General features: G+C 61.2%; 16 protein-coding genes. All 16 read right to left on the reverse strand.

The genetic code is table 11. The annotated features are described in order from the left end of the window. Window positions 1–14 precede the first annotated feature (14 nt). Window positions 15–1256: a cell division protein FtsA gene (gene ftsA / locus CIC07_RS15470; RefSeq protein ID WP_076354873.1), complete on the reverse strand. Its 1242-nt coding sequence runs from the start codon at window positions 1254–1256 to the stop codon at window positions 15–17. Window positions 1257–1570: 314 nt separating this feature from the next. Next, window positions 1571–2323: a cell division protein FtsQ/DivIB gene (locus tag CIC07_RS15475; protein WP_076354871.1), complete on the reverse strand. Its 753-nt coding sequence runs from the start codon at window positions 2321–2323 to the stop codon at window positions 1571–1573. Between the two features lie 126 nt (window positions 2324–2449). Beyond that, window positions 2450–3733: a UDP-N-acetylglucosamine 1-carboxyvinyltransferase gene (murA, locus tag CIC07_RS25195; protein ID WP_076354869.1), complete on the reverse strand. Its 1284-nt coding sequence runs from the start codon at window positions 3731–3733 to the stop codon at window positions 2450–2452. A gap of 15 nt (window positions 3734–3748) precedes the next feature. Continuing rightward, window positions 3749–4660: a UDP-N-acetylmuramate dehydrogenase gene (gene murB, locus CIC07_RS25200; protein ID WP_076354867.1), complete on the reverse strand. Its 912-nt coding sequence runs from the start codon at window positions 4658–4660 to the stop codon at window positions 3749–3751. A 206-nt stretch (window positions 4661–4866) separates the two neighbouring features. Then, on the reverse strand, window positions 4867–5973 hold the full coding sequence (gene murG, locus CIC07_RS15485; protein WP_076356884.1) for an undecaprenyldiphospho-muramoylpentapeptide beta-N-acetylglucosaminyltransferase: 1107 nt from the start codon (window positions 5971–5973) through the stop codon (window positions 4867–4869). 5 nt (window positions 5974–5978) lie between these two features. Then, window positions 5979–7076 (reverse strand): stage V sporulation protein E, encoded by a 1098-nt coding sequence (gene spoVE, locus CIC07_RS15490; RefSeq protein ID WP_076354865.1) that lies wholly within the window; start codon window positions 7074–7076, stop codon window positions 5979–5981. A gap of 44 nt (window positions 7077–7120) precedes the next feature. Further along, window positions 7121–8557, reverse strand: a complete 1437-nt coding sequence (gene murD / locus CIC07_RS15495) for a UDP-N-acetylmuramoyl-L-alanine--D-glutamate ligase (protein WP_076354863.1) — start codon at window positions 8555–8557, stop codon at window positions 7121–7123. A 299-nt stretch (window positions 8558–8856) separates the two neighbouring features. After that, window positions 8857–9828, reverse strand: coding sequence for a phospho-N-acetylmuramoyl-pentapeptide-transferase (gene mraY, locus CIC07_RS15500; protein WP_076354861.1), 972 nt, complete (start codon window positions 9826–9828; stop codon window positions 8857–8859). Window positions 9829–9846: 18 nt separating this feature from the next. Continuing rightward, the gene (locus CIC07_RS15505; RefSeq protein WP_076354859.1) at window positions 9847–11331 is read right to left on the reverse strand and encodes a UDP-N-acetylmuramoyl-tripeptide--D-alanyl-D-alanine ligase; all 1485 of its coding nucleotides are present in this window, start codon (window positions 11329–11331) and stop codon (window positions 9847–9849) included. Next, window positions 11328–12809, reverse strand: coding sequence for a UDP-N-acetylmuramoyl-L-alanyl-D-glutamate--2,6-diaminopimelate ligase (locus tag CIC07_RS15510; protein ID WP_076354857.1), 1482 nt, complete (start codon window positions 12807–12809; stop codon window positions 11328–11330). Before CIC07_RS15510 ends, CIC07_RS15505 begins: the two co-directional genes overlap by 4 nt. 175 nt (window positions 12810–12984) lie before the next feature. Further along, the gene (locus tag CIC07_RS15515) at window positions 12985–14940 is read right to left on the reverse strand and encodes a stage V sporulation protein D (RefSeq protein ID WP_076354855.1); all 1956 of its coding nucleotides are present in this window, start codon (window positions 14938–14940) and stop codon (window positions 12985–12987) included. A 179-nt stretch (window positions 14941–15119) separates the two neighbouring features. Beyond that, a complete protein-coding gene (locus tag CIC07_RS15520; RefSeq protein ID WP_076354853.1) occupies window positions 15120–17432 on the reverse strand; it encodes a penicillin-binding transpeptidase domain-containing protein in 2313 nt (770 codons plus the stop codon). 5 nt (window positions 17433–17437) lie between these two features. Further along, entirely contained in the window at window positions 17438–17821 is a 384-nt protein-coding gene (locus CIC07_RS15525; RefSeq protein ID WP_076354851.1) for a hypothetical protein, read from the reverse strand. Between the two features lie 122 nt (window positions 17822–17943). Then, complete coding sequence (gene rsmH / locus CIC07_RS15530) at window positions 17944–18900, reverse strand: 16S rRNA (cytosine(1402)-N(4))-methyltransferase RsmH (RefSeq protein ID WP_076354849.1); 957 nt, start codon at window positions 18898–18900, stop codon at window positions 17944–17946. A 76-nt stretch (window positions 18901–18976) separates the two neighbouring features. After that, window positions 18977–19414 carry a division/cell wall cluster transcriptional repressor MraZ gene (gene mraZ / locus CIC07_RS15535; protein WP_048744436.1) on the reverse strand — a complete coding sequence of 146 codons (438 nt, stop codon included), beginning with the start codon at window positions 19412–19414 and terminating at the stop codon, window positions 18977–18979. Window positions 19415–19688: 274 nt separating this feature from the next. Next, the gene (locus CIC07_RS15540; RefSeq protein WP_076356882.1) at window positions 19689–20954 is read right to left on the reverse strand and encodes an adenosylhomocysteinase; all 1266 of its coding nucleotides are present in this window, start codon (window positions 20952–20954) and stop codon (window positions 19689–19691) included. Window positions 20955–20957: the final 3 nt, after the last annotated feature.

The following is a 20957-nucleotide window of genomic DNA, read 5'->3' on the forward strand; positions in this document are numbered from 1 at the left end:
TCTATTTCCCCCGATCAGATGAATTCGCTGAACATGTTCTTGATTCGTTCAATCATGCCGGGTTTAGCGGGGGCTGCGGTTCCCGTCTTGCGGCTTGCCTGCTTCTTGACCGCTCCCGAATTGCGAATCGTCATATGCTTGCTCACATATTGGATCATTCCGACTCCGCTGCCGAAGGCAGGGTCGCGTACGCCGATGAAATCAGGGACGGCGATGCGGACGGAAGATTCCAGCTCCTGCTGCGCCACGGTCAGCGTGCCCGGCAAGTTCACCGTGCCTCCGGTGAGCACGTAGCCCTGGATTTTTTGGGCATAGCCCAGACGGCGGACTTCCTGCCGGATCATGTAGAAGATCTCGGCCATGCGCGGCTCGATGATGTTCGCCAGATCGACCTGGGAAAATTCCTTCTCGACGTTGGAGCCGAGCCGCGTCACCTTGAAGCGCTGGTCCTCCGCGGCGTCGTACACGGACGCGCAGCCGTACTTGAGCTTGATCTTCTCCGCTTGGTCCGTCTGCGTGCGCAGGCCGTAGGAAATGTCGTTGGTGACGAATTCCCCTCCGACCGGCAGCGTCGACGTGGCGGCCAGGCCGCCCTGATCAAAGATGGACAGGGTCGTGGATCCGGCTCCGATGTCGACGATGGCCGTACCCATCGACTTCTCGTCCTTGCTGAGGGACATCATGCCGGAAGCCAGCGACATCAGGATGATGCCGGAGATGTGCAGCCCTGCCTTCTCCACGCAGCGGATCAGATTATGTATGGCCGTCTTCGCTCCGGTCACGATGGTGGATTCCACTTCGAGACGGACGCCGATCATGCCGCGCGGATCCGAAATGCCTTCAAGCCCGTCGACCAGATACTGCTTCGGCACGAGATTGATGATTTCGCGTTCCGGGGGCAGCGCCACGACCTTGGCCGCCTGCAGCACGCGCTCGATGTCTTCCTCGCCGATCTCGCGATCCTCGTTGGAGACAGCCACGACGCCGTGATTGCTCTGCAGAGCGATATGGTTCCCTTGAATGCCTACGTACACTTCCGAAATCTGAATGTCGACCATTCTCTCCGCATGCTCGACCGCGTTGCGGATCGACTTGACGGTCTGGTCGATGTCTACGATGGCTCCTTTGCGGATGCCTTCCGAGTCGGACGATCCAACTCCAATTATATTAATGGCTCCGCCTGTCACTTCGCCAATAATAACTCGAACCTTGGATGTACCGATGTCCAAACTGACAATGATGTCGTTATTGCCCAATTCCGCGGCACCTCCGTTTCGGGTCGCATTTATCGGTATTCCTTTTTAATCTGATCCTACATATTCAACACAGTTAATATTTTCCCTCTTTTTTCTACATTTTTTTCGCCTGCCAATTCCACCCAGCAAAGAAAAAAAATGAAGAAAAGGCTGCCGTCCCGGCACTCTCGCCGCCAGCCGGAAGCGAGTCCGAAGCCGCTGCGGAGATGGCCGGAAGAGGGACTGTAGGCATGATCATCTAGGAAAAATGCCATATCTTAAATTCTACCATTCTTTAGGACGAAATAAAAGAGCGGGAGCCAAGCGGCTTTGCTTCAGGGTCCGGCCTCCCCCGAGCTGCCCGCGGCTTGCACGAACGGCGAATAGGTATCCGCAAGCAGCAGCGTGACCCGGCCGGGATCCCGCTCCTCGACGACCGAATTCAGCGTGTCGATCTTGTCCTTGAGCAGGGAGGCGGCCGTAATGACTTCGAACCCGTTGCGAGTGTAGATGCGGATCCGGTCCGGATAGGATTCGGTAGGAGAAGGCATGATCTCCGACAGATTGCCGAGCGCGGCAGGATCGATCAAGGCAAGCTGCTTGCACAGTTGGCCCTTCACGGAGTCGTCCTTCTTCCATCCCGAGAGGACCGGCTTGTCCACGACGGCTTTGGCCTGGTCGGCCTGGATGATCGAGCCGCTCGCCAATATGGCGCTCAGCTGGCCGTTCGCAGCGAGCTCGAACGCCACCGGCGGATATTCCTCGACCGTGATCCTGATCTGTCCGGGAAAGGTTTTGGCCACCTTGACTTCCTTGACCGAGCCGAGCTTCCGGATCCGGTGCTCCACGCTGGAGGAGAGAGTGCCGAAGAAGGCGTCTCCAGCTCGGACGCTTGCCGCCTCGCGGATTCGCGCTTCCGTCGTGAACTGCTCGCCTTCGACCGTCACGACGCTGACCTTGCTGATCGAGGAATTAAAGAATAGGATCGATAATAAAATAAGGAATAGAAGCACCAGGATGAAGACGAGCTTCCGGTTGCCCTTCCGCTTCGGCGGCGGCTCCTTCAAGATCGGGATCAATTCAGCCAAGCTTGTCCCTCCTTCAGCCGCGAAACGGTCTCCGCCCGCGCGGAGAGCCGTTTTGCGGCAGCACATTTCGTTCTATTAATCCATGGTCCATGGGCAGAAGCTCCACACGGGAAATCATGGTGAGGCTCAGCCCGGAACGGCTCCGTTGTCGGGCACCGGCGCGCTGCGGACAATCCGTGCTCCAAGCCGCGCAAGCATCGATTCGATGCTGTCGTAGCCGCGGTCGATATGATGTACCTGCTCGACGACTGTGCGCCCGTTGGCCGCGAGTCCGGCGATGACGAGAGCGGCGCCGGCCCGCAGGTCCGTCGCTTCGACCGTTGCGCCGTACAGCCTGGATACGCCCCGGATGACGGCCGCATTGAGATCGACGCGGATATCCGCCCCCATGCGGCTGAGCTCGTCGACATGCTTGAAGCGGCCCTCGAAAATCGTTTCCTTCATGATGCTCGTGCCGTCGGCCAGAGCAAGCAGCACCATCACCTGCGACTGGAGATCCGTCGGAAAGGCCGGATAGGGAGAAGTGACGATCCGCTCGACCGCCTTCGGCCTCGCCGACGTTCCGACGGTGATGGCGTCCCCCTCGATGCCGATGCCGACTCCGGCGCGGCGGAGCACATGGATCAGCGAAGACAGATGCGCCGGCCTCGTGTTCGTCAGCGTAACCTTTCCTTTGGTCGCAGCGGCAGCCACCATGACGGTGCCGGCTACGATCCGGTCCGGAATGACCCGGTAGCGGCATGGAGTGAGCGACTCGACTCCTTCGATCGTAATCGTATCCGTGCCCGCTCCGATGATGCGCGCGCCCATCGCGTTGAGGAAATGCTGGAGATCCTGGATTTCCGGCTCCCTGGCAGCTCCCGTGATCGTCGTTCTGCCTTCTGCGAGCGCAGCGGCCATCATGATGTTCTCCGTCGCGCCTACGCTGGGAAAGCTGAGATGGATATCCGCTCCGTGCAGCTTCTCCGCCCGGCAGGAAATCCGATCCCCATATTCCTCGATTTCGGCGCCAAGCGAACGCAGCCCTTCGAGATGAAGATCGATCTTCCGCTCTCCGATTGCGCAGCCGCCAGGCTGGTAGAGATGGACTTCCCCGAATCGGGCGAGCAGAGGTCCCATCAGGAAAATGGAGGAACGCATCTGGCCCATCAGCTTCTCGGGGATATGGGCCTGGTATGCCGTCGCCGTATTGATCGTGACGGTGTCGCCGACATGTTCCGCGCGGCAACCGAGCTCCTGCAAGATGTGCAGCATGACTTCTATATCGAGCAGCTGCGGCACCGAATCGATCACGACCGTGCCGCTGGCGAGCATGCTGCCTGCCAGAATCGGCAGAGCTGCGTTTTTCGCCCCTTGGATAGCAATGGTTCCTGAGAGAGGTTGCCCGCCTTCAATCACCAATTTGTCCAAACCTACACCTCCAAGTTACCGCTCACCCACCACCAATACTTCCGGCTTCAAGTCAATGCCGGTACGGTCCTTGACCGTGCCGCGAATATGGGCGATCAGGGTGAGGACGTCTTCAGCCGCCGCCTGGCCGGTGTTGACAATGAAATTGGCGTGCAAGGTCGACACCTGGGCTCCGCCTACCGAATAGCCTTTGAGCCCGGCTTCTTCGATCAGCTTCGCGGCATAGGTGCCCGGAGGATTGCGGAAGACGCTTCCGCAGCTCGGCTGATGCAGCGGCTGCGTGGCTCTGCGCCGATCCTTGTGGGCAGCCATCGCAGCCGTGATCTCGCCGGCCTCTCCGCTCTCCAGCTCGAAGAGAGCTTCCACGACGATGCCGCGGCTTGCTTCCTCCTGCAGTCTCGAATGGCGGTAGGAGAACTTCATCTCCTCCGGTCCCCACGTCGCCAATTCCCCTGTCTCCAGCACGATGTCGGCTGATTTGAATATACGCGACACATCGGATCCATGGGCTCCCGCATTCATATAGACGGCACCGCCTACCGTTCCTGGAATTCCCCCGGCGAATTCCAGTCCTGTCAGCCCTTTCCTGCCGGCCTTAACTGCAAGCGTGACGAACGGATACGCGGCTCCGGCACGCACGAGCGTGCCGTCGAATTCCGCGAAGTCCAGCGCAGACCCCGGCTTGATGACGACGCCGCGGATTCCTTTGTCCGAGACGAGCATGTTGGAACCCTTTCCAAGCGTCATCCAGGGCACTTCGTGCCTGCGCAGAATGCGAATCGTTCTTGCCAGCTCTTCCTTGCCGCTCGGGACAACCACGGCGTCGGCTGGCCCGCCGATTCTCCACGTCGTAAGCGTCGAGAGCGGGACCTGCCGGCTGATGTCGCCCACATGGGCTTCTTCCAGCTCCTGCATCCAAGCTTTCATGGTGTTCCTCCTTCATTCGCGGTGCTCAAGGCGGGGCAAGGCTGTCAGGCTGCAGCCCGAAGCCCTCGCGGGCTTCGGTGAATGCCCGCATTCCCTGTAGGAATGCGGTAACCGGCCGCCCTTAGGTGACGGACACGATTATGCTGATATCCTATGCCTACCCGGGCTCTATGGTGACAGGAGCCCGCCCGCCCGCTTCCCGCCTCTTATTTCTTCGCCAGCCTGCGCAGCTCCGCCGTGAGGATCGAAGCGGATCCCGGCATGCCGAGCTTCCGCGACGCTTCCTTCATGCGCTGCAGTACGGCGCTGTCCTGCAATATCGCTTCGATGCGGCTCCATAGGCCGTCACCGCTGAGTTCGCGCTCAAGCACCAGCTCGGCCGCCCCCGCGTCTGCGAGACTGCGGGCGTTGGCTTCCTGATGGTTATTCGTCACATTAGGCGACGGAATTAAGATGGACGGCAATCCGAGCGCCGTCAGCTCGGCCAGCGACGAAGCGCCGGCTCGCCCGACGACAAGCGTGGAAGCGGCCAGCACCTCGGGCATGTTATGGAGATATGGCAGGACATGCAGATGGTTGGTGATGCCTGGCGCCGCCTCCTTGATGGCCGCAGAGGTGCGTTCGTAATAGCTTTCTCCGGTGACGAAGACATAATGGACGGCTCTGGAGCGGGCCGCGGCCGGCGCCATGGCGACCATCGCATCGTTGATGGCCTGCGCCCCCCTGCTGCCGCCTACGACGAGCACGATGCGGCTCCCCTCGGCGATGCCGAGCGAAGCGTAGCCTTTGCTGCGGCTCGCCTTGACGACATGGGAAGCGCACGGGTTGCCGGCATAGACCGTGCGCTTCGCCTTGCCGAATGATGCGGTGGAAGCTTCGAAGCTCACCGCCACGCAATCGGCGTAACGGGACAAGAACTTGTTGGTCAGCCCGGGAATGGCATTCTGCTCATGGACGAGCGTCGGGATGCCGAGCCTCGCGGCTGCATACATGACGGGCCCGCATACATATCCGCCGGTCCCGACCACCGCATCGGGCTTGAAAGCCTTCAGCAGCTCCTTGGACCGGCTGACCCCCTTCATGAAGCGGATGACGGTCCTGACGTTCTCGACCGACAGCCTGCGCCTGAAGCCGGTGATTTCCACCGCTTCGAAGCGCACTCCCGCCTCCGGCACGATCCGGCTCTCGAGCCCGCGGCTCGTGCCGATATAGAGCAGCTCCGTCCGAGGCTCTTCCTGCTGCATCTGCTTGCCGATGGCCAGGGCGGGATAGATATGCCCCCCAGTTCCTCCTCCGGTCAGTACGATTCGCATGATGTTCACCTCGAGTAACGGGATATATTGAGCAATATTCCTAGTGCGGTCAAAAGCAGGGTCAAAGAAGATCCGCCGTAGCTGACGAGCGGAAGCGTGATGCCTGTGACCGGCATGAGGCCGATGACGACGCCGATGTTGATCAGCACCTGCACGGCGACGATGCCGGTGATGCCTGCCGCCAGCAGGCTGCCGAACGTATCCGGGGCGTAGATGGCTGCCCGCATCCCTCTCCAGACAAGGATCAGGAACAGGAAGATCAGGGCGCCTCCCCCGATGAAGCCGAGCTCCTCCGCCAGGATCGAGAAGATGAAGTCGGTCTGCGGCTCAGGCAGGTAGCTGTACTTCTGGCGGCTCATCCCGAGGCCGAGGCCGACAAGCCCGCCAGGGGCGATCGCATACAGCGATTGGATGATCTGGTAGCCGGCGCCGAGCGGATCCTGCCAGGGATCCAGGAACGACGTGATCCGCTTGAGCCGGTACGGCGCCGCCAGGATAAGGCCGACGAATCCCGCCGCTCCGATCATCGCAAGTCCGCCGAGATGCTTCAGCCGGGCTCCCGCCACGAACAGCACGAGCAGCGAGGCGCCCATCATGACGCTGCCCGTCCCGAGATCCGGCTGCAGCATGATCATGCCGAAGGCGGTTCCCATGAGCGCGAGCGGCGGCAGCAGTCCTTTGGCGAACAGCGTGATCCGCTGCTGGTTGTCCGACAGCAGCTTGGCGAGGAACAGAATCATGCCGAGCTTCATGAACTCCGACGGCTGGATGCCGAAGGAGCTGATGCCGAGCCAGCTGCGGGCGCCGCCGCGGACGACGCCGACGCCGGGAATCAGCACGAGGACCAGCAGCCCGAAGCAGATGAGCAGGACGGGCTTCGCGTATTTTTTCCAGACATGGTAGTCGGCGTTCATCGTGAAGATCATGGCTCCGATGCCGAGAACGGCAAAGATCGCCTGGCGCTTGACGAAATAGTAGGGATCGCCGAATTCCTGGAACGCACGGACCGCGCTTGCGCTGTAGACCATGACGAGTCCAAGGGAAAGAATCAATGCTATCGCTCCGACTAGCCATACGTCCGGAGCCGACCGGACTTTGGGCATGACGCACCACCTCAGGCATGGGAAAGTAGGGACAAGCCCCCTACTTACAAGGTATGCGCCGATTCCTTAAACATGCGCCCGCGGTCTTCGTAGGAAGGGAACATATCCCAGCTCGCGCAAGCCGGCGAGAGCAGGACGGCATCCCCCGGCGAAGCGAGCCGGGCTGCGGCTTCCGTCGCTTGGCGGATGGCGGATTCGGCGTCACCTTCAGCATCGACCACCGCCACATTCGCCATACCCGCCAGCTCCGCCACCCGCGCGAGCTTGCCGCGGGTCTCGCCGAGCAGGACGAGTCCCTTGATCTTGCCGGATTCGAACAGCGGCAGCAGCTCCATGTAGTCGGAGCCGCGGTCCAGTCCGCCCGCGATCAGGATCAAGGGCTGCTGAAACGATCCGGTCGCCATGAGCGTTGCGACCGGGTTCGTCGCTTTGGAGTCGTTGTAGTAGCGTACTCCCGCTGCTTCGAGCACGAACTCGAGACGATGCTCCACCCCTCCGAAGTCGCGGAGAGGAGCCGCCAGCAAGGCCGGCTCGACGCCGACCGCGACGCACGCGGCGACGGCGGCCAGCGCGTTCCCCGCGTTATGCCTTCCCGGAAGGCCGAGCTCCCGGACGGCGACGATAGCCTGCTCCGTCCCGTCCCCGCTGCGGTATACGATCATCCGCTCCGGCTTGCCGGCGTCGTCCGGCGCGCCGGCGGCTTCGTAAGGAGGCTCGATCCAGACGCCCCTCTCGAGCCTGTGATAGAGCGAGAACGGAATCAGGCGCGACTTCAGGCCGGCTTCGATCGCCGCGCAAGCCGGGTCGTCCGCATTCAGCACGGCCGTATCCTGCTCCGTCTGGTTCGCGAACAGGTTTGCTTTGGAGGCGACGTAGTCGTCCATCGAGCCGTGGTAATCCAGATGCGTCTCCGCGATATTGAGCAGCAGGCCGACCTGCGGCCGGAAGCTGCTCGTGCCCTTCAGCTGGAAGCTGCTGAGCTCGGCGACGAGCACGTTGCCTGCATCCGCTTCTTCCGCCGCCTCGCACAGAGGCCGGCCGATGTTGCCCGCAACGATCGGGCGCCGGCCGGCCGCCTCAAGCATGCGGCCGATCCAGGTCGTCGTCGTCGTTTTGCCGTTGCTGCCGGTAATGCCGATGATCGGCGCCGGCGACAGCAGGCCCGCCACCTCGACCTCGGTCACGACCTCGATGCCCAGCGCAAGCGCCGCGGCGACAGGCGGAGCGTTGTACGGAATGCCCGGATTTTTGACGAGCAGGGCGGTCCCGGCATCGACCAGACCGTCGGGATGATGTCCGCAGATGACTTCAATTCCGAGCGCGGCCAGCTCGGCCGCTTCCGGACTCTCTTCCGCAGGCTTGCGGTCGTTGACCGTTACATTCGCTCCCAGGCGGTGGAACAGCCTGGCGACCGCGGCTCCGCTGCGCGCCAAGCCGAGCACGACGACGCGGCGATTCCGGTATGTGGACGGATGATTCATGCCAATCTCTCCTTTTATCGAGCCCAACGGCTATGCCGTCCGTTGCCGGACGGTCTCGTTTCGCATGGATTGCAAGAATAAGCTAACCTTCAACAATGTCCAGGGCGGCGTTCAAGCGGCGCTTAGATCGGCCGATGCGTTCGTGCTCCGCCGGCTCCCGTCTCTTCCGAAGGAAAAGAAACCGCCAAAGCGAACGGCCTCATCCCCATCGAGAGAGAAGGTTCCGAACGCCCGGCGGCACTTGTAGCTATGCTGCGTCCGGCATTCGCTTCCCGTTGAAGGGCGGCGGCCGCGGCTCGTCAGCCTCCGGTGACCCGGTACAGAACGAGACCGGCAGCGGCCAGCACGAGTCCGGCCGTCCAGAATACGGTAACGACCTTCCATTCCGACCATCCCGACAGCTCGAAATGATGGTGGATCGGGCTCATGCGGAAAATCCGCTTGCCGCCCCGGAGCTTGAACGAGCCGACCTGGAGAATGACCGAGATCATCTCGAGGACGAATACGCCGCCGATCAGAATGAGCAGAATCTCCGTCTTGGTCAGGATCGCGACCGCCGCGAGGCCTCCGCCGATCCCGAGCGAGCCGGTATCGCCCATGAACACCTTCGCCGGATGCGCGTTGAAAATCAGGAATCCAAGCGCAGCCCCGACAAGCGCGGCGGAAAATACGGCGCTCTCGTGTTCCGTCGCCTGCATCGCGATGATGGTGAACGCCCCTGCCGCGATCGCGCTCGTCCCGGCCAGCAGGCCGTCCACTCCGTCCGTGAAGTTGACCGCATTGGTCGTAGCGAAAAAGATGATGACGACAAAAGGATAATAAAGCCATCCGAGATCCCAGCTGAAATCCGTCCCGGGAACGGCGATCTCCGTGCTCTGTCCCATCCGGTGCAGCAGCACGCAGACGATGATGCTGAAGAGCAGCTGCCCGGCGAGCTTCTGCCTGGCCGTCAGGCCAAGCGAGCGCTTGAGCACGATCTTGATGTAATCGTCCATGAAGCCGACGAGGCCGAAGCCGAGAGCGCCGACGAGCAGCACCCAGAATTCCGTCGTTTTCTCCGAGAACTTCAGGAAAGCGACGAGAATGGCGAGCATGATGATGATGCCGCCCATCGTCGGCGTTCCCGATTTTTTGAGATGGCTCTGAGGCCCTTCCGTGCGCACCTGCTGTCCGAACTTAAGCCGCCTCAGCAGGGGGATGAACAGAGGTCCGAGTATAACTGCTAGAAGAAACGATACGCCAAGTGTCATCAGTATGACCAGCATGTCCATGCTTTCACCCCCTCAAGGTCAGCGCTGAAGCGCTTCTACGACCCTTTCCATATGCATCGTCCGGGATCCCTTCACCAGCACGAGATCGCGGGGATCAAGCTCGGCCGCAAGGGCGCCGATGAGGGAATCCTGGTCGTCGAAATGCCGTACCGCAGCCGCGGCCGACGAGCCGAAGGAAGCTGCCGCTCCTTCGGAAGTATGGCTGGACAGGGCTCCGCAGGTGAGAACCGCGTCCGCCTTGTCCGGCGTGATGTATGCGCCCGTCTCGCGGTGCAGGTCTGCTTCGGCTGCGCCGAGCTCGCGCATGTCCGACAGCACGATCCATTTGCGGCGGTAGCCGGACAGTCCCGCTACGAGATCGACGGCCGCCCTGACGGCGGTCGGGTTGGCGTTGTAGGCGTCATTGAGAATGAGCGCCCCGTTGGACGCCTTCATCGGCTGGATGCGCATGCCCGTCAGCTGCATCGACGCAAGGCCGGCGGCAGCCGCTTCCGGCGGGATGCCGCAAGCCGCCGCGGCGGCGATGGCCGCCAGCGCGTTATGCACGTTGTGCACGCCGGGAACCGGGATCTCGATGCGCAGCGAATGATACGATGGCGGGGCGGCCTTGCCGCCCGGCGAGTATGCCGCCGCGGCTCCGCTCTGCACCGAGAACGAAGCCGACACGGCGCCGACCTTGATGTCGGCCGCTCTCCAATCCGCCGCGGGAGAGGACCCGAACGTCCGCACGACGACATGTTCCGGCAAGGCCGTCTTCTTCAGCTGTTCCCGGATCAGAGGCTCATCCGCGCTGACGATCAGCAGTCCGCCCGGCTTCAGGCCCTCGGCGATCTCAAGCTTGGCTTGGGCGATCGCCTCCCTGGAGCCGAGCTGCAGCAGGTGGGCGTCGCCGATGTTCGTAATGATCGCGATGTCCGGCCGCGCAATTTCCGTCAGCAGGGCGATCTCCCGCAGTCCGCTCATGCCCATTTCCAGCACGGCCGCCTCCGTATCCTCAGCGAGAGACAGGACGGTAAGAGGCAGTCCGATGTGATTGTTGAGATTGCCGGCCGTCTTGTGCACCCGCAGCTCAGAGCCGAGGGCAGCGGCCACCATGTCCTTGGTCGTCGTTTTGCCGTTGCTTCCGGTAATGCCGACGATGGTCGTCTTGAGCTGGCTGCGATAGGCCGACGCAAGGCGCTGCAGCGCGGCCAGCGGATCGTCGACGAGCACGAGGGGCTTGCCGGCAAGGCCTGCGGGAATTTCACGGTCCTCTTGCCAGAACGAAGCCAGGGCTCCGTTGGCCAGCGCCGCTTCGGCATAGTGATGGCCGTCGAAATTATCCCCGGACAAAGGGACGAAAAGCCTGCCGTTGCCCGCCTCGCGGGAATCCCTGTAGACGCCCCGTATGGACAGGTCGCTCCATTCCCCCGGCGCAGCGGCCGCATTGCCGGCAGCTATGTATCCGGGCCCGAGCCTGCCCGAGCTCATGGCGGCGATTTCGCTAAGCATCCGTATCATCATTTTCGCAGTCCCCTCAACGCATCTCGGGCGACAAGGCGATCGTCGAAGTCATGCGAGACGGCGCCGACGATCTGATACGTTTCATGGCCTTTGCCCGCAATCAATACTACATCTCCCGGGCTTGCCATTTCAACCGCTTTTTCGATAGCGGTCCGGCGGTCCGCCTGAAGCTCGTAGCGGTCTGGCGGCACGTTGGCCTTCTGCAGCCCGACCTCGATGTCGAGCAGGATCGTATCCGGGTTTTCGGTCCGGGGATTGTCGGAGGTGACGATGGTGTAGTCCGCATAGCGGGAAGCGATCTCTCCCATGATCGGACGTTTCGTCCGGTCGCGGTCTCCCCCGCAGCCGAATACGCAGATGACTTTGCGCGCGGCGAATTCCTTGACGGCCTTCAGCACGTTCTCCAGCCCGTCCGGCGTATGGGCGTAATCGACGACGACGGCGAAGTCCTGGCCTTCGTTGACCGATTCCACCCGGCCCGGCACGCCGGAGACGCGCTCCAGGCTGGCCTTGATCTCCTCCAGGGGAATGCCTTCGATCAGCCCGGCCGCAAGGGCGGCCAGCGCGTTGTAGACGTTGAATTTGCCGACCATCTGCAGCGTGATGTCGGCGCTGCCCGCGAAAGTATCGACATGGAAGGAAGTGCCTCCCGCCGCAATGGAGATGTCCGAAGCGCGCACATCGGCCTCCGATTCGACTCCGTAGGTGACGACTTCTGCGGAAGTGATTGCGCGGAAGCGCTCCGAAGCCGGATCGTCGGCATTGAGCACGGCGTAGCTCTCTTCGCCGGAGCCGTATTCATTGCCCAGACGCGAGAACAGCAGGCCCTTGGCTTCACGGTACACGTCCATCGTGCCGTGATAGTCCAGATGGTCCTGCGTCAGGTTGGTGAATATGGCGGTGCGGTACCGGACTCCCTTCACCCTGCCCTGCTCCAGCGCGTGGGAGGAAACCTCCATCACCGCATGCGTCGAGCCGGCCTCCAGCATGGCGGCGAGGTCCCGGTGCAGGTTGAGCGCCTCCGGCGTCGTCCGGCTCATCGGGTAGGAACGGCCTCCGTAGCGCATCTCGATCGTGCCGATGACGCCGGGACGGTGGCCGCGGTCGGCGAGGATGCTTTCGATCAGGTAAGTGGTCGTCGTTTTGCCGTTGGTTCCCGTGACGCCGATGACCTTCAGCTTGCGGCTGGCATGTCCGTAGAAATGATCCGCAAGAACGGCCATGGCGAGCCGGCTGTCGCTCACGAGCAGCTGAGGCACGGCGAGATCGAGCCGCCTCTCCACCACAAGCGCGGCCGCTCCCTTCTCTACCGCCTGAGCGGCGAAGTCATGTCCGTCCTGGGTATGTCCGGGCAGACAGAGGAACAGGCAGCCGGGCTTGACCTCCCTGGAATCATGCTCGATTCCCGAGATCGGGACGCCGCCGTCCCCGATGAGTCGTGATGTGATGAGTTGCAATGCCAATTGTTCCAAACGCATAGTCTATCTCCTCTCTATTCGCTCCATAACGGTGTCATCCTGAACCTTCAGAGCGGCTGAACGCGGCGGCCGCTGCCGAAGCCCGGATTTCCTGGCGCCTTGCATGGCGCGGAATCCGGGCTTCGCAGCCGAGCTCCGCGCTTACCGCACGGCCATTGCTGCCGTCCGACGGGACTCAATGATTGGCGTGAGCATCCGCGTCGCCGGGAAGATCGGCGTCGCTGCCGAGGTAGATCCGGATCGTGGAGCCCTTGTCGACGCGGGCGCCGGCCGCCGGAGCTTGCCGGATGACCGTATTGCCGCTGCCGGCCGAGCTCAGGTTGAAGTTCATGTTCATGTCCTCGTAGATGTCGGAGACGGTTTTGCCGACGAGATTCGGGACCGTCACGACCGGAGTCTCGCCGTATTTGTACTTTTTGCCGATCTGGGCAGTGCTTTTGGGAACCCCCATATATTGAAGGGAATCTTCCAGAATGTTCCTCACGATCGGAGCGGCTACGACGCCGCCGAACTGGATGCCCTGCGGATTGTCGACCGCGACGTACACGACGATCTTCGGATTGTCGGCCGGGGCGACGCCTATGAACGAGACGATATGCTCATTGGGCGAATAACGGCCGTTGATGACCTTCTGGGCCGTGCCCGTCTTGCCTCCGACGCGGTAGCCGTCGATGAAGGCGTTGCCGCCCGTGCCGAGCGCCACGACGCTCTCGAGCGCCTCGCGGACCTGCGCGCTCGTCTTCTCGGAGATGACTTTGCGCACCGGCTCTGGCTGGATTTCCTGCACGACCTTGCCGGTCTCCGGATTGGTCCATGCCTTGGCCAGATGGGGCTCGTACAGCGTGCCGCCGTTCACGGCAGCGGATACCGCAGCGATCTGCTGGATCGGCGTCACCGACACTCCTTGGCCGAATGCGGTCGTCGCGAGCTCTACAGGACCGACCTGGCTCAGCTTGAACAGGATGCCGTTCTCCTCGCCTCCGAGATCGATGCCCGTCTTCTTGCCGAAGCCGAAGTCCTTAATATACTTGAACAGCGTATCTTTGCCAAGCCGATTGCCGAGCGCCACGAAGCCCGGGTTGCATGAATTCTGCACCACTTCAAGGAAAGTCTGGCTTCCATGTCCCCCTTTTTTCCAGCAGCGCAGCCTTGCGCCGCCGATCTCCACCGCTCCCGGATCGAAGAAATGCTCGTTTTTGAGATTGACCTTGCCTTCCTCCAGAGCAGCGGACAGGGTGATGATCTTGAATGTCGAGCCCGGCTCGTAGGTCATCCATATCGGCAGGATCCGATTGTACACCTCGGCCGGATACGCGTTGTAATTGTCCGGCTCGAAGGTCGGGCGGCTCGCCATTCCGAGCACTTCGCCGGTATTGGGATCCATCGCGATGGCGATGGCGTCGTTGGCCTTGTACTTCGTCATGGCCTGGTCGAGCTCCCGCTCCATGATCGTCTGGATCTGCTTGTCGATCGTCAGCTCCAGATTGAGCCCGTCCGTCGGCGCCTGGTAGCGGTCCGTCGAGCCCGGCATCATCTCTCCCTTGGCGTCCGACAGATAGGAGATGCTGCCCTTGACTCCCTTGAGCTTGTCGTCGTATTTCTTCTCGATGCCGGTAAGCCCGCCGTCGACGCCTGTAATGCCGAGCACGCTCGCCGCAAGCTCGCCGAACGGATAATAGCGCTTGTTGTCCTCGGCGACGACGATGCCCGGCAAGCCGAGCTTCTTGATCTCCAGCGCCTTGTCCAGGGAAATCTTGAGGCCCTCGGGCTTGATGATGACGCTCATGGCCTTCTTCTTGAGCAAGCCGAGCAGCTTCGTCTCCGAGATGCCGAGGACGGGCGCGAGCGTTTTTGCCGTGCCTTCCTTGTCCTTGATCTGCACCGGAATAGCGACAATCGTCGGCGAGCTGACGTTGTAGGCCAGCTTCGTGCCGTTGCGGTCCGTAATATCCCCGCGGTTGGGGGCGAATGCGACTTCGCGCCTCCAGTTGTCCTCCGCCTTGGCCGAGAGCTCTCCGCCGCGGACCAGCTGGACATAGCCGAGCCGGGCGATAAGCGCGACAAAACCGACCAGAACGACGACAAGCGCTAGAAAGAGGCGGCGCCTCAAGGTGACATTGGAAACTTTCATCCGCACGTTCCCCTCTCGTCCGTTAACATGGGACAGGTACAGTCTGTCCGTACAAGTTAACGTATTCGGGAAAACAGCGGCGTATGCCAAGCCCGGGGCGGCTGGCTTAAGGCAGCCATGGAACCGGAATGCCGGACGGAGCCGCAGACAGCGTCAGCGCTGCAGGCCCGCCAGCCGGCTCAGCCGCCGCCGGCTGGAGGCGCGCTTTCCCCGCTGCCGCTGGAGCCATCCGGCTTGCCGCCGGACGCATCCGCTCCGCCGTCCTGCTTCGCGCCGGAGGAGCTGCCGCCGGCCGTGGTCGAACCCGCCGCGGAGGCGTTTGTCGCCTCTTCGCCCGCAGGAGGCTTCAGGATCAGCTTGACGACCGGCTCTCCGTTCAGCTTGGCCTCCATCTGGGAGATAACGTAGCCTTCGCCTTCCGTTACGCATTTGCGGCCGACGGAGCTGCACAGCTGCAGCGCTTCGCGCAGCGACGAGCCCGCCAGGGAAGGCAGCTGCAGCTTGTTCTCCTCCTCTGTCACCAAATAGACGCTCTGGCTGTCCGAGACGATCGTCCCGGCGGCGGGCATCTGCTTCAGCACGCTGGCGCCTTTGCCGACGGCCTTCGAAGCCAATCCTCTCGCCTTCAGCTCCTGCTGCGCTTTTGCGAGCGTCAGTCCGGTCAGGTCCGGCACCGTAAGCGGCTGCTTCTTGTCCTGGGACGGAGGCACGGCGGCATCGGGCTTGACCCCCATGTAACGCAAGCTCTGGGTTACGATCTTCTTGAATACCGGAGCCGCGATCTTGCCGCCGCCGGGATCCGGGACGCTCGGCGAATCCACGATGACATATACGACGAAGCGCGGATTGCTCACGGGAGCATACCCGATGAAGGATACGACGTATTTGTCCTTGGAGTACGTGCCGTTGACGATTTTCTGGGCGGTGCCGGTCTTGCCGGCTACCCTGTAGCCGGGAATGGCGGCGTTGCGGCCGGTGCCGATCTTGCTGTCGGACACGACCTGCTCCAGGAAGCCGCTCGTAAGCTTCGAGGTTTCCGCCGTGATGACCTGGCGGACCTGCTCCGTCTGCGTTTCCGTCTTCTTGTCCGTAGCCGGATCGTCGATTTCCTTGACGATATGCGGCTTCAGCAGCTTGCCGCCGTTGGCGACGGCGGCGACGGCCGCCACCTGCTGGATCGGCGTCACCGATACCGGACCTTGTCCGAAGGAAGCGCGGGCGACGTCGGACTTGCCCTGGATGTTGAGGCTGCCGCGCACCTCCTGCTTGATTTCAATGCCGGTTTTGGTGCCGAAGCCGAAGTTGCGGATGTAATCCGTCAGCTTCTCCTTGCCGAGCCTTTCCATTCCGAGATGGACGAAAGCGACGTTGCTGGAGCGCTTCAGCCCTTCCAGATAAGTGATCGGTCCCCATCCCGAGCGCTTGATGTCGTACACATCCTGACCCGGCACCGAAATCCGGCCGGACATGTACTCCTCGTTCGGATTGAACATCTTCTCCTGCACGGCGCCGGCCAGCGTCACGATCTTGAACGTCGAGCCCGGCTCGTAGGTTCCGCCGACGGCGAGATTGTTGAAGTTGATCGGGTTCGACGACGAATACGAATTGGGATCGAAGGTCGGCAGATTCGCCATCCCCAGAACCTCCATCGAATTCGGATCGGCGACGATCGCCGTGATGCTCTGCGGCTTGTACAGGTCATAGGCTTCCTGGATCGCGTCCTGGACATAATGCTGGATCTCGTTGTCGATCGTCAGCTTGATGTTCTTGCCGTTCACGGCAGGCACGAGCTTGGCCGTCCCGTTGTCCACCTGAACCCGGTTGCCGTCCTTCTCGTACACGATCTTGCCGTCGGTTCCCTTGAGGACGTCGTTGAAATCCGCCTCGAGGCCGATGACCGGATCGCCCTGCTTGTTGACGAAGCCGAGCAGATGCGCCGCAAGCGTATTGTTCGGGTAGAGCCGCTTGGACCCTTTGATCAGCGTAATGCCCATGTCGCTGCCGCTGATCTTCTTGCCGCGCTTTTCCTCCAGGTCCTTCTTGATCTGCACGCTGAGCTTGGCCACCTCGTCGGACTTCTTCTTCTCGATGTTGAGCCCTTCCGGCCTCAGCTCCCGGTACTGGGAATATTCCCCCTTGGCATTGCGGAAGCTCACCTGCTTGACGATGTCGGCCTTGGGCTTGCCTAGTATTTTCGAGAGCCCGTCCGCCACCTGATCCTCGATGCCCAGCTCCTGAATGACCTTGGGATTGACGACGACTGTGTAGGCGGGAATGTTCATCGCCAGAAGGTTGCCGTTGCGGTCCGTGATCGTCCCTCGTTCCGCCGGAATCGTGTCGGATGCCGCCCAGATCTTCTTCGCTTCGCCGAGCCAGAAGTCGGCCTTGACGACCTGAACCCAGAAGATGCGGGTAAATAAAACAAGAAAAAGGAGGGTGATGAGCCCTCCGACGAACAGCGTGCGCAGTTTGATTCGCTTGACGGTATCCATGGCTGCTACCTTCCCGTCGTGGCGGAGGCTGCTTCCTCAGTGCCGGACTGCTCCGGCTCGATCATGCCCTGCGCGATCGCCATGGCGCGGATCCGGTCCGGATCGTTCAGCTTGGCAAGCTCCGCCTGCAGCACTTTCATATCCACGACCGACTCGGCATAAGTGGAGTCCATCGTCTTGATCTGCAGCTGCATGCGGTAGTCCTGCGCATAACGGAAAATGATAAGGACGACAAGGCCGACGATAATAGCTACCGAGAACAGGTAGCGAAGCATTTCAGCCGGAGGAATCATCCTCCTGACCTTCACGACTGTTTTTGTCTCTTTTACCGGCTGCTGTTCCGGCTTTCGTTTGGGCTGCAGCGCCAGGTTGCCGCTCGTGTAAGCCAAAGCTGATTCCCCTCCTGCATGTTGATTCAATTTCATTGCGTCATGGTGAATAAGAAACCACCTGGAAGTTTATGTGCGAAGTGCCAGAGATCCGGGAGCGGCCTGGAGGCCGCATCTCCGGCTTACAGCTTCTCGGCGACTCTGAGCTTCGCCGACCGCGATCTCGGGTTCGCCTCGAGCTCTTCCTCGCCCGGCAGGACCGGCTTGCGGGTAATGAGCTTGAGCGTGCCGGTGCCTCCGCATACGCATTTCGGGAAATCCGGCGGACAAGTGCACTTCTCCAGATAACCGGCGAACAGCTGCTTGCAGATCCGGTCTTCGAGCGAGTGGAACGTGATGACGGATACCCGCCCTTTGGGCGCTAGGCAGGCAACCGCCTGCTCGAGCGCTTCTTCCTCCGCTCCAAGCTCGTCGTTGACGGCGATGCGGAGCGCCTGGAACGTGCGCTTGGCCGGATGGCCTCCCGTGCGCCGGGCCGCTGCCGGTATGCCCGACTTGATGAGCTCGACCAGTTCCCCCGTCGTCTTGATCTCCCCGGACTGCCGCTGCTTGATGATCGCGCGCGCGATCTGCCTGGAAAACTTCTCTTCCCCATAGCGGTAAAAAATCCGCGCCAGCTCGCTCTCTTCCCAGTGGTTCACAATTTCATGCGCCGTGAGCTCCGCCTCGCGGTCCATTCTCATGTCCAGGGGAGCATCGTGATTGTAGCTGAAGCCTCGTTCGGCCTCGTCGAGCTGCGGGCTGGAGACGCCAAGATCGAACAGGATCCCGTCTACTTGCGGCACGCCTTTCTCGTTCTTCGGGATATCCGCAAGCATCGTCAGCTGTTCCTGCAAATAACGGAAATTGCTCCGGACAAGCGTCACCCGGTCCATGTAAGGAGCCAGCCTGATCTTCGCATTGTCATGAGCCCAGTCGTCCTGATCGAAGGCGATCAGCCGGCCTTTGCCGGACAGCCGGGAAGCGATCAGCTCGCTGTGCCCCGCGCCGCCGAGCGTGCAGTCGACGTAAATGCCGTCAGGACGGATATTCAGGCCCTCTACGGCCTCTTCCTTGAGTACGGTAATGTGATGAAACAAAGGGGTGTCCTCCTGATGATTCTTGATGACTGACTAGGATGCACAACGATACTTAATCCAAAAATAAGGTCGTGAATCAGAAATTAATGTCGAAATCGGTCAATTTTTCCGCAATTTCGTTGAACGTATCCTCGGACTGCTGATAGTAGCCTTCCCACACCGGCTTGCTCCAAATTTCCACCCGGCTGGATACGCCGAGCACCATGCAATCCTTCTGCAGCTTGGCATACTCCGTCAGATGGCTGGGCAAATTTACCCTTCCCTGTTTGTCGAGCTCCAATTCGACGGCCCCGGAAAAGAAGAACCTGCTGAACGCCCGCGCATCCGCCTTCATCAGCGGCAAGCGGCGGATCTTCTGCTCGAGCTCGCTCCATTCGGCTTGGGGATATACGAACAAGCAGTTGTCCAGGCCTCGGGTGGCGATAAAGGTAGAGCCGAGAGCTTCGCGGAACTTGGATGGAATCGTGAGCCGGCCTTTGTCGTCCAAGCTGTGCTGGTGTTCTCCCAGAAACATCGGCGCCCCACTCCCTCCCCCTATTCCACCACTTTGCCCCACTTCTCCCCACTAGGAAATTGGTATTCGCCGCCTGAACTCTATTTCCTCCTTCAAAACGAAGATTCGGGCAAACTTTTTCACCTAAAAATTTTCTCATACTTGAAACTTTTCGCGCCATGCGCTCGTGTATCTTGTTCTCGTTACGCGACTATCAGCATCCTGTTTATGGGGAAACAGCGAGAACGGAAAAGTCAAAAAAAGCCGCCCCTCTCGGGGACGGCCCAGGCAGCGGTCAGGAAGACCAGCTGTCCAAATATTTGATCTGCTCTTCGGAGAGCGAGTCGATTCCGATGCCGAGCGCGCTCAGCTTCGTTCTCGCCACTCCTTCATCCAGCTCGTAAGGAACGTTGATGACCTTGGCTCCAAGCTCCTTGTAGGAATCGTTGACGTATTTGAGGGAGACCGCCTGCAGCGCGAAGGTCATGTCCATGATCTCGGCCGGATGGCCGTCGCCCGCGGCGAGGTTGACGAGGCGGCCTTCGGCGAGGACATAGATGCTGCGTCCGTCTTCCAGCTTGTACTCTTCGATGTTTTTGCGGACCGTGCGGATCTCGGAAGCGAGAGCGGCCAGGTCGGGCTTGCTGAACTCGACGTCGAAATGGCCCGCGTTCGCCAGAATGGCGCCGTTTTTCATGACCGGATAGTGTTCTCCGTTGATGACGGCCTTGTTGCCGGTTACGGTGATGAACATATCTCCCCGCTTGGCGGCCTCGATCATCGGCATGACCTGGAATCCGTCCATGTAGGCTTCGACCGCCTTGATCGCGTCGACCTCGGTTACGATGACGTTGGCGCCCAGTCCCTTGGCCCGCATCGCCACGCCCTTGCCGCACCAGCCATAACCGACGACGACGACCGTCTTGCCGGATACGACCAGATTGGTCGTGCGGATGAGGCCGTCCCATGCGGATTGGCCGGTTCCGTAGCGATTGTCGAACAGATGCTTGCAGTAGGCGTCGTTGACCGCCACCATCGGGAACTTCAGCGCGCCTTCCTTCTCCAGCGCCTTCAGCTTGATGATGCCCGTCGTCGTCTCTTCCGCGCCGCCGCGGATGTTCTCCATCAGATCGGGACGCTCGGAATGCAGGATGGTGGCGAAGTCGCCGCCGTCGTCGATGATGAGGTCGGGCTTGCTCTCGAGCGCCCGGACCATCAAGTCCTTGAACTCCTGAGGACCCGGGTTGTATTTGGCGAACACGGTGATGCCCGCTTCCACGAGCGCCGCGCAGACATCGTCCTGGGTGGACAGCGGGTTGCTGCCCGTTATGGTCACCTCGGCTCCTCCGGCCTGGACCACCTCCGCCAGATAGGCGGTCTTGGCTTCCAGATGGAGGCAGACCGATACCTTCAGCCCTTTGAAAGGCTGCTCCTTCTCGAACTGGGCACGGATCTCGTTCAATACCGGCATATGGGCCTGAACCCAGTCGATCTTGAGACGGCCTTCCGCTGCCAGCGATCTGTCGGCCACGATGCTGGCTTCTTTGGCGTTGATTGTCATAAG

Source organism: Paenibacillus sp. RUD330, assembly GCF_002243345.2.
GTDB lineage: Bacteria > Bacillota > Bacilli > Paenibacillales > Paenibacillaceae > Paenibacillus_O.

Coding starts and splice junctions, on each gene's coding strand:
- murB (WP_076354867.1), bottom strand. CDS start 4,660: ATGAAAGCTTGGATGCAGGAGCTGGAAGAAGCCCATGTGGGCGACATC.
- CIC07_RS15515 (WP_076354855.1), bottom strand. CDS start 14,940: ATGAAAGTTTCCAATGTCACCTTGAGGCGCCGCCTCTTTCTAGCGCTT.
- CIC07_RS15505 (WP_076354859.1), bottom strand. CDS start 11,331: ATGATGATACGGATGCTTAGCGAAATCGCCGCCATGAGCTCGGGCAGG.
- CIC07_RS15520 (WP_076354853.1), bottom strand. CDS start 17,432: ATGGATACCGTCAAGCGAATCAAACTGCGCACGCTGTTCGTCGGAGGG.
- murD (WP_076354863.1), bottom strand. CDS start 8,557: ATGAATCATCCGTCCACATACCGGAATCGCCGCGTCGTCGTGCTCGGC.
- mraZ (WP_048744436.1), bottom strand. CDS start 19,414: ATGTTTCTGGGAGAACACCAGCACAGCTTGGACGACAAAGGCCGGCTC.
- CIC07_RS15540 (WP_076356882.1), bottom strand. CDS start 20,954: ATGACAATCAACGCCAAAGAAGCCAGCATCGTGGCCGACAGATCGCTG.
- mraY (WP_076354861.1), bottom strand. CDS start 9,828: ATGGACATGCTGGTCATACTGATGACACTTGGCGTATCGTTTCTTCTA.
- murG (WP_076356884.1), bottom strand. CDS start 5,973: ATGCGAATCGTACTGACCGGAGGAGGAACTGGGGGGCATATCTATCCC.
- CIC07_RS15510 (WP_076354857.1), bottom strand. CDS start 12,809: ATGCGTTTGGAACAATTGGCATTGCAACTCATCACATCACGACTCATC.
- spoVE (WP_076354865.1), bottom strand. CDS start 7,076: ATGCCCAAAGTCCGGTCGGCTCCGGACGTATGGCTAGTCGGAGCGATA.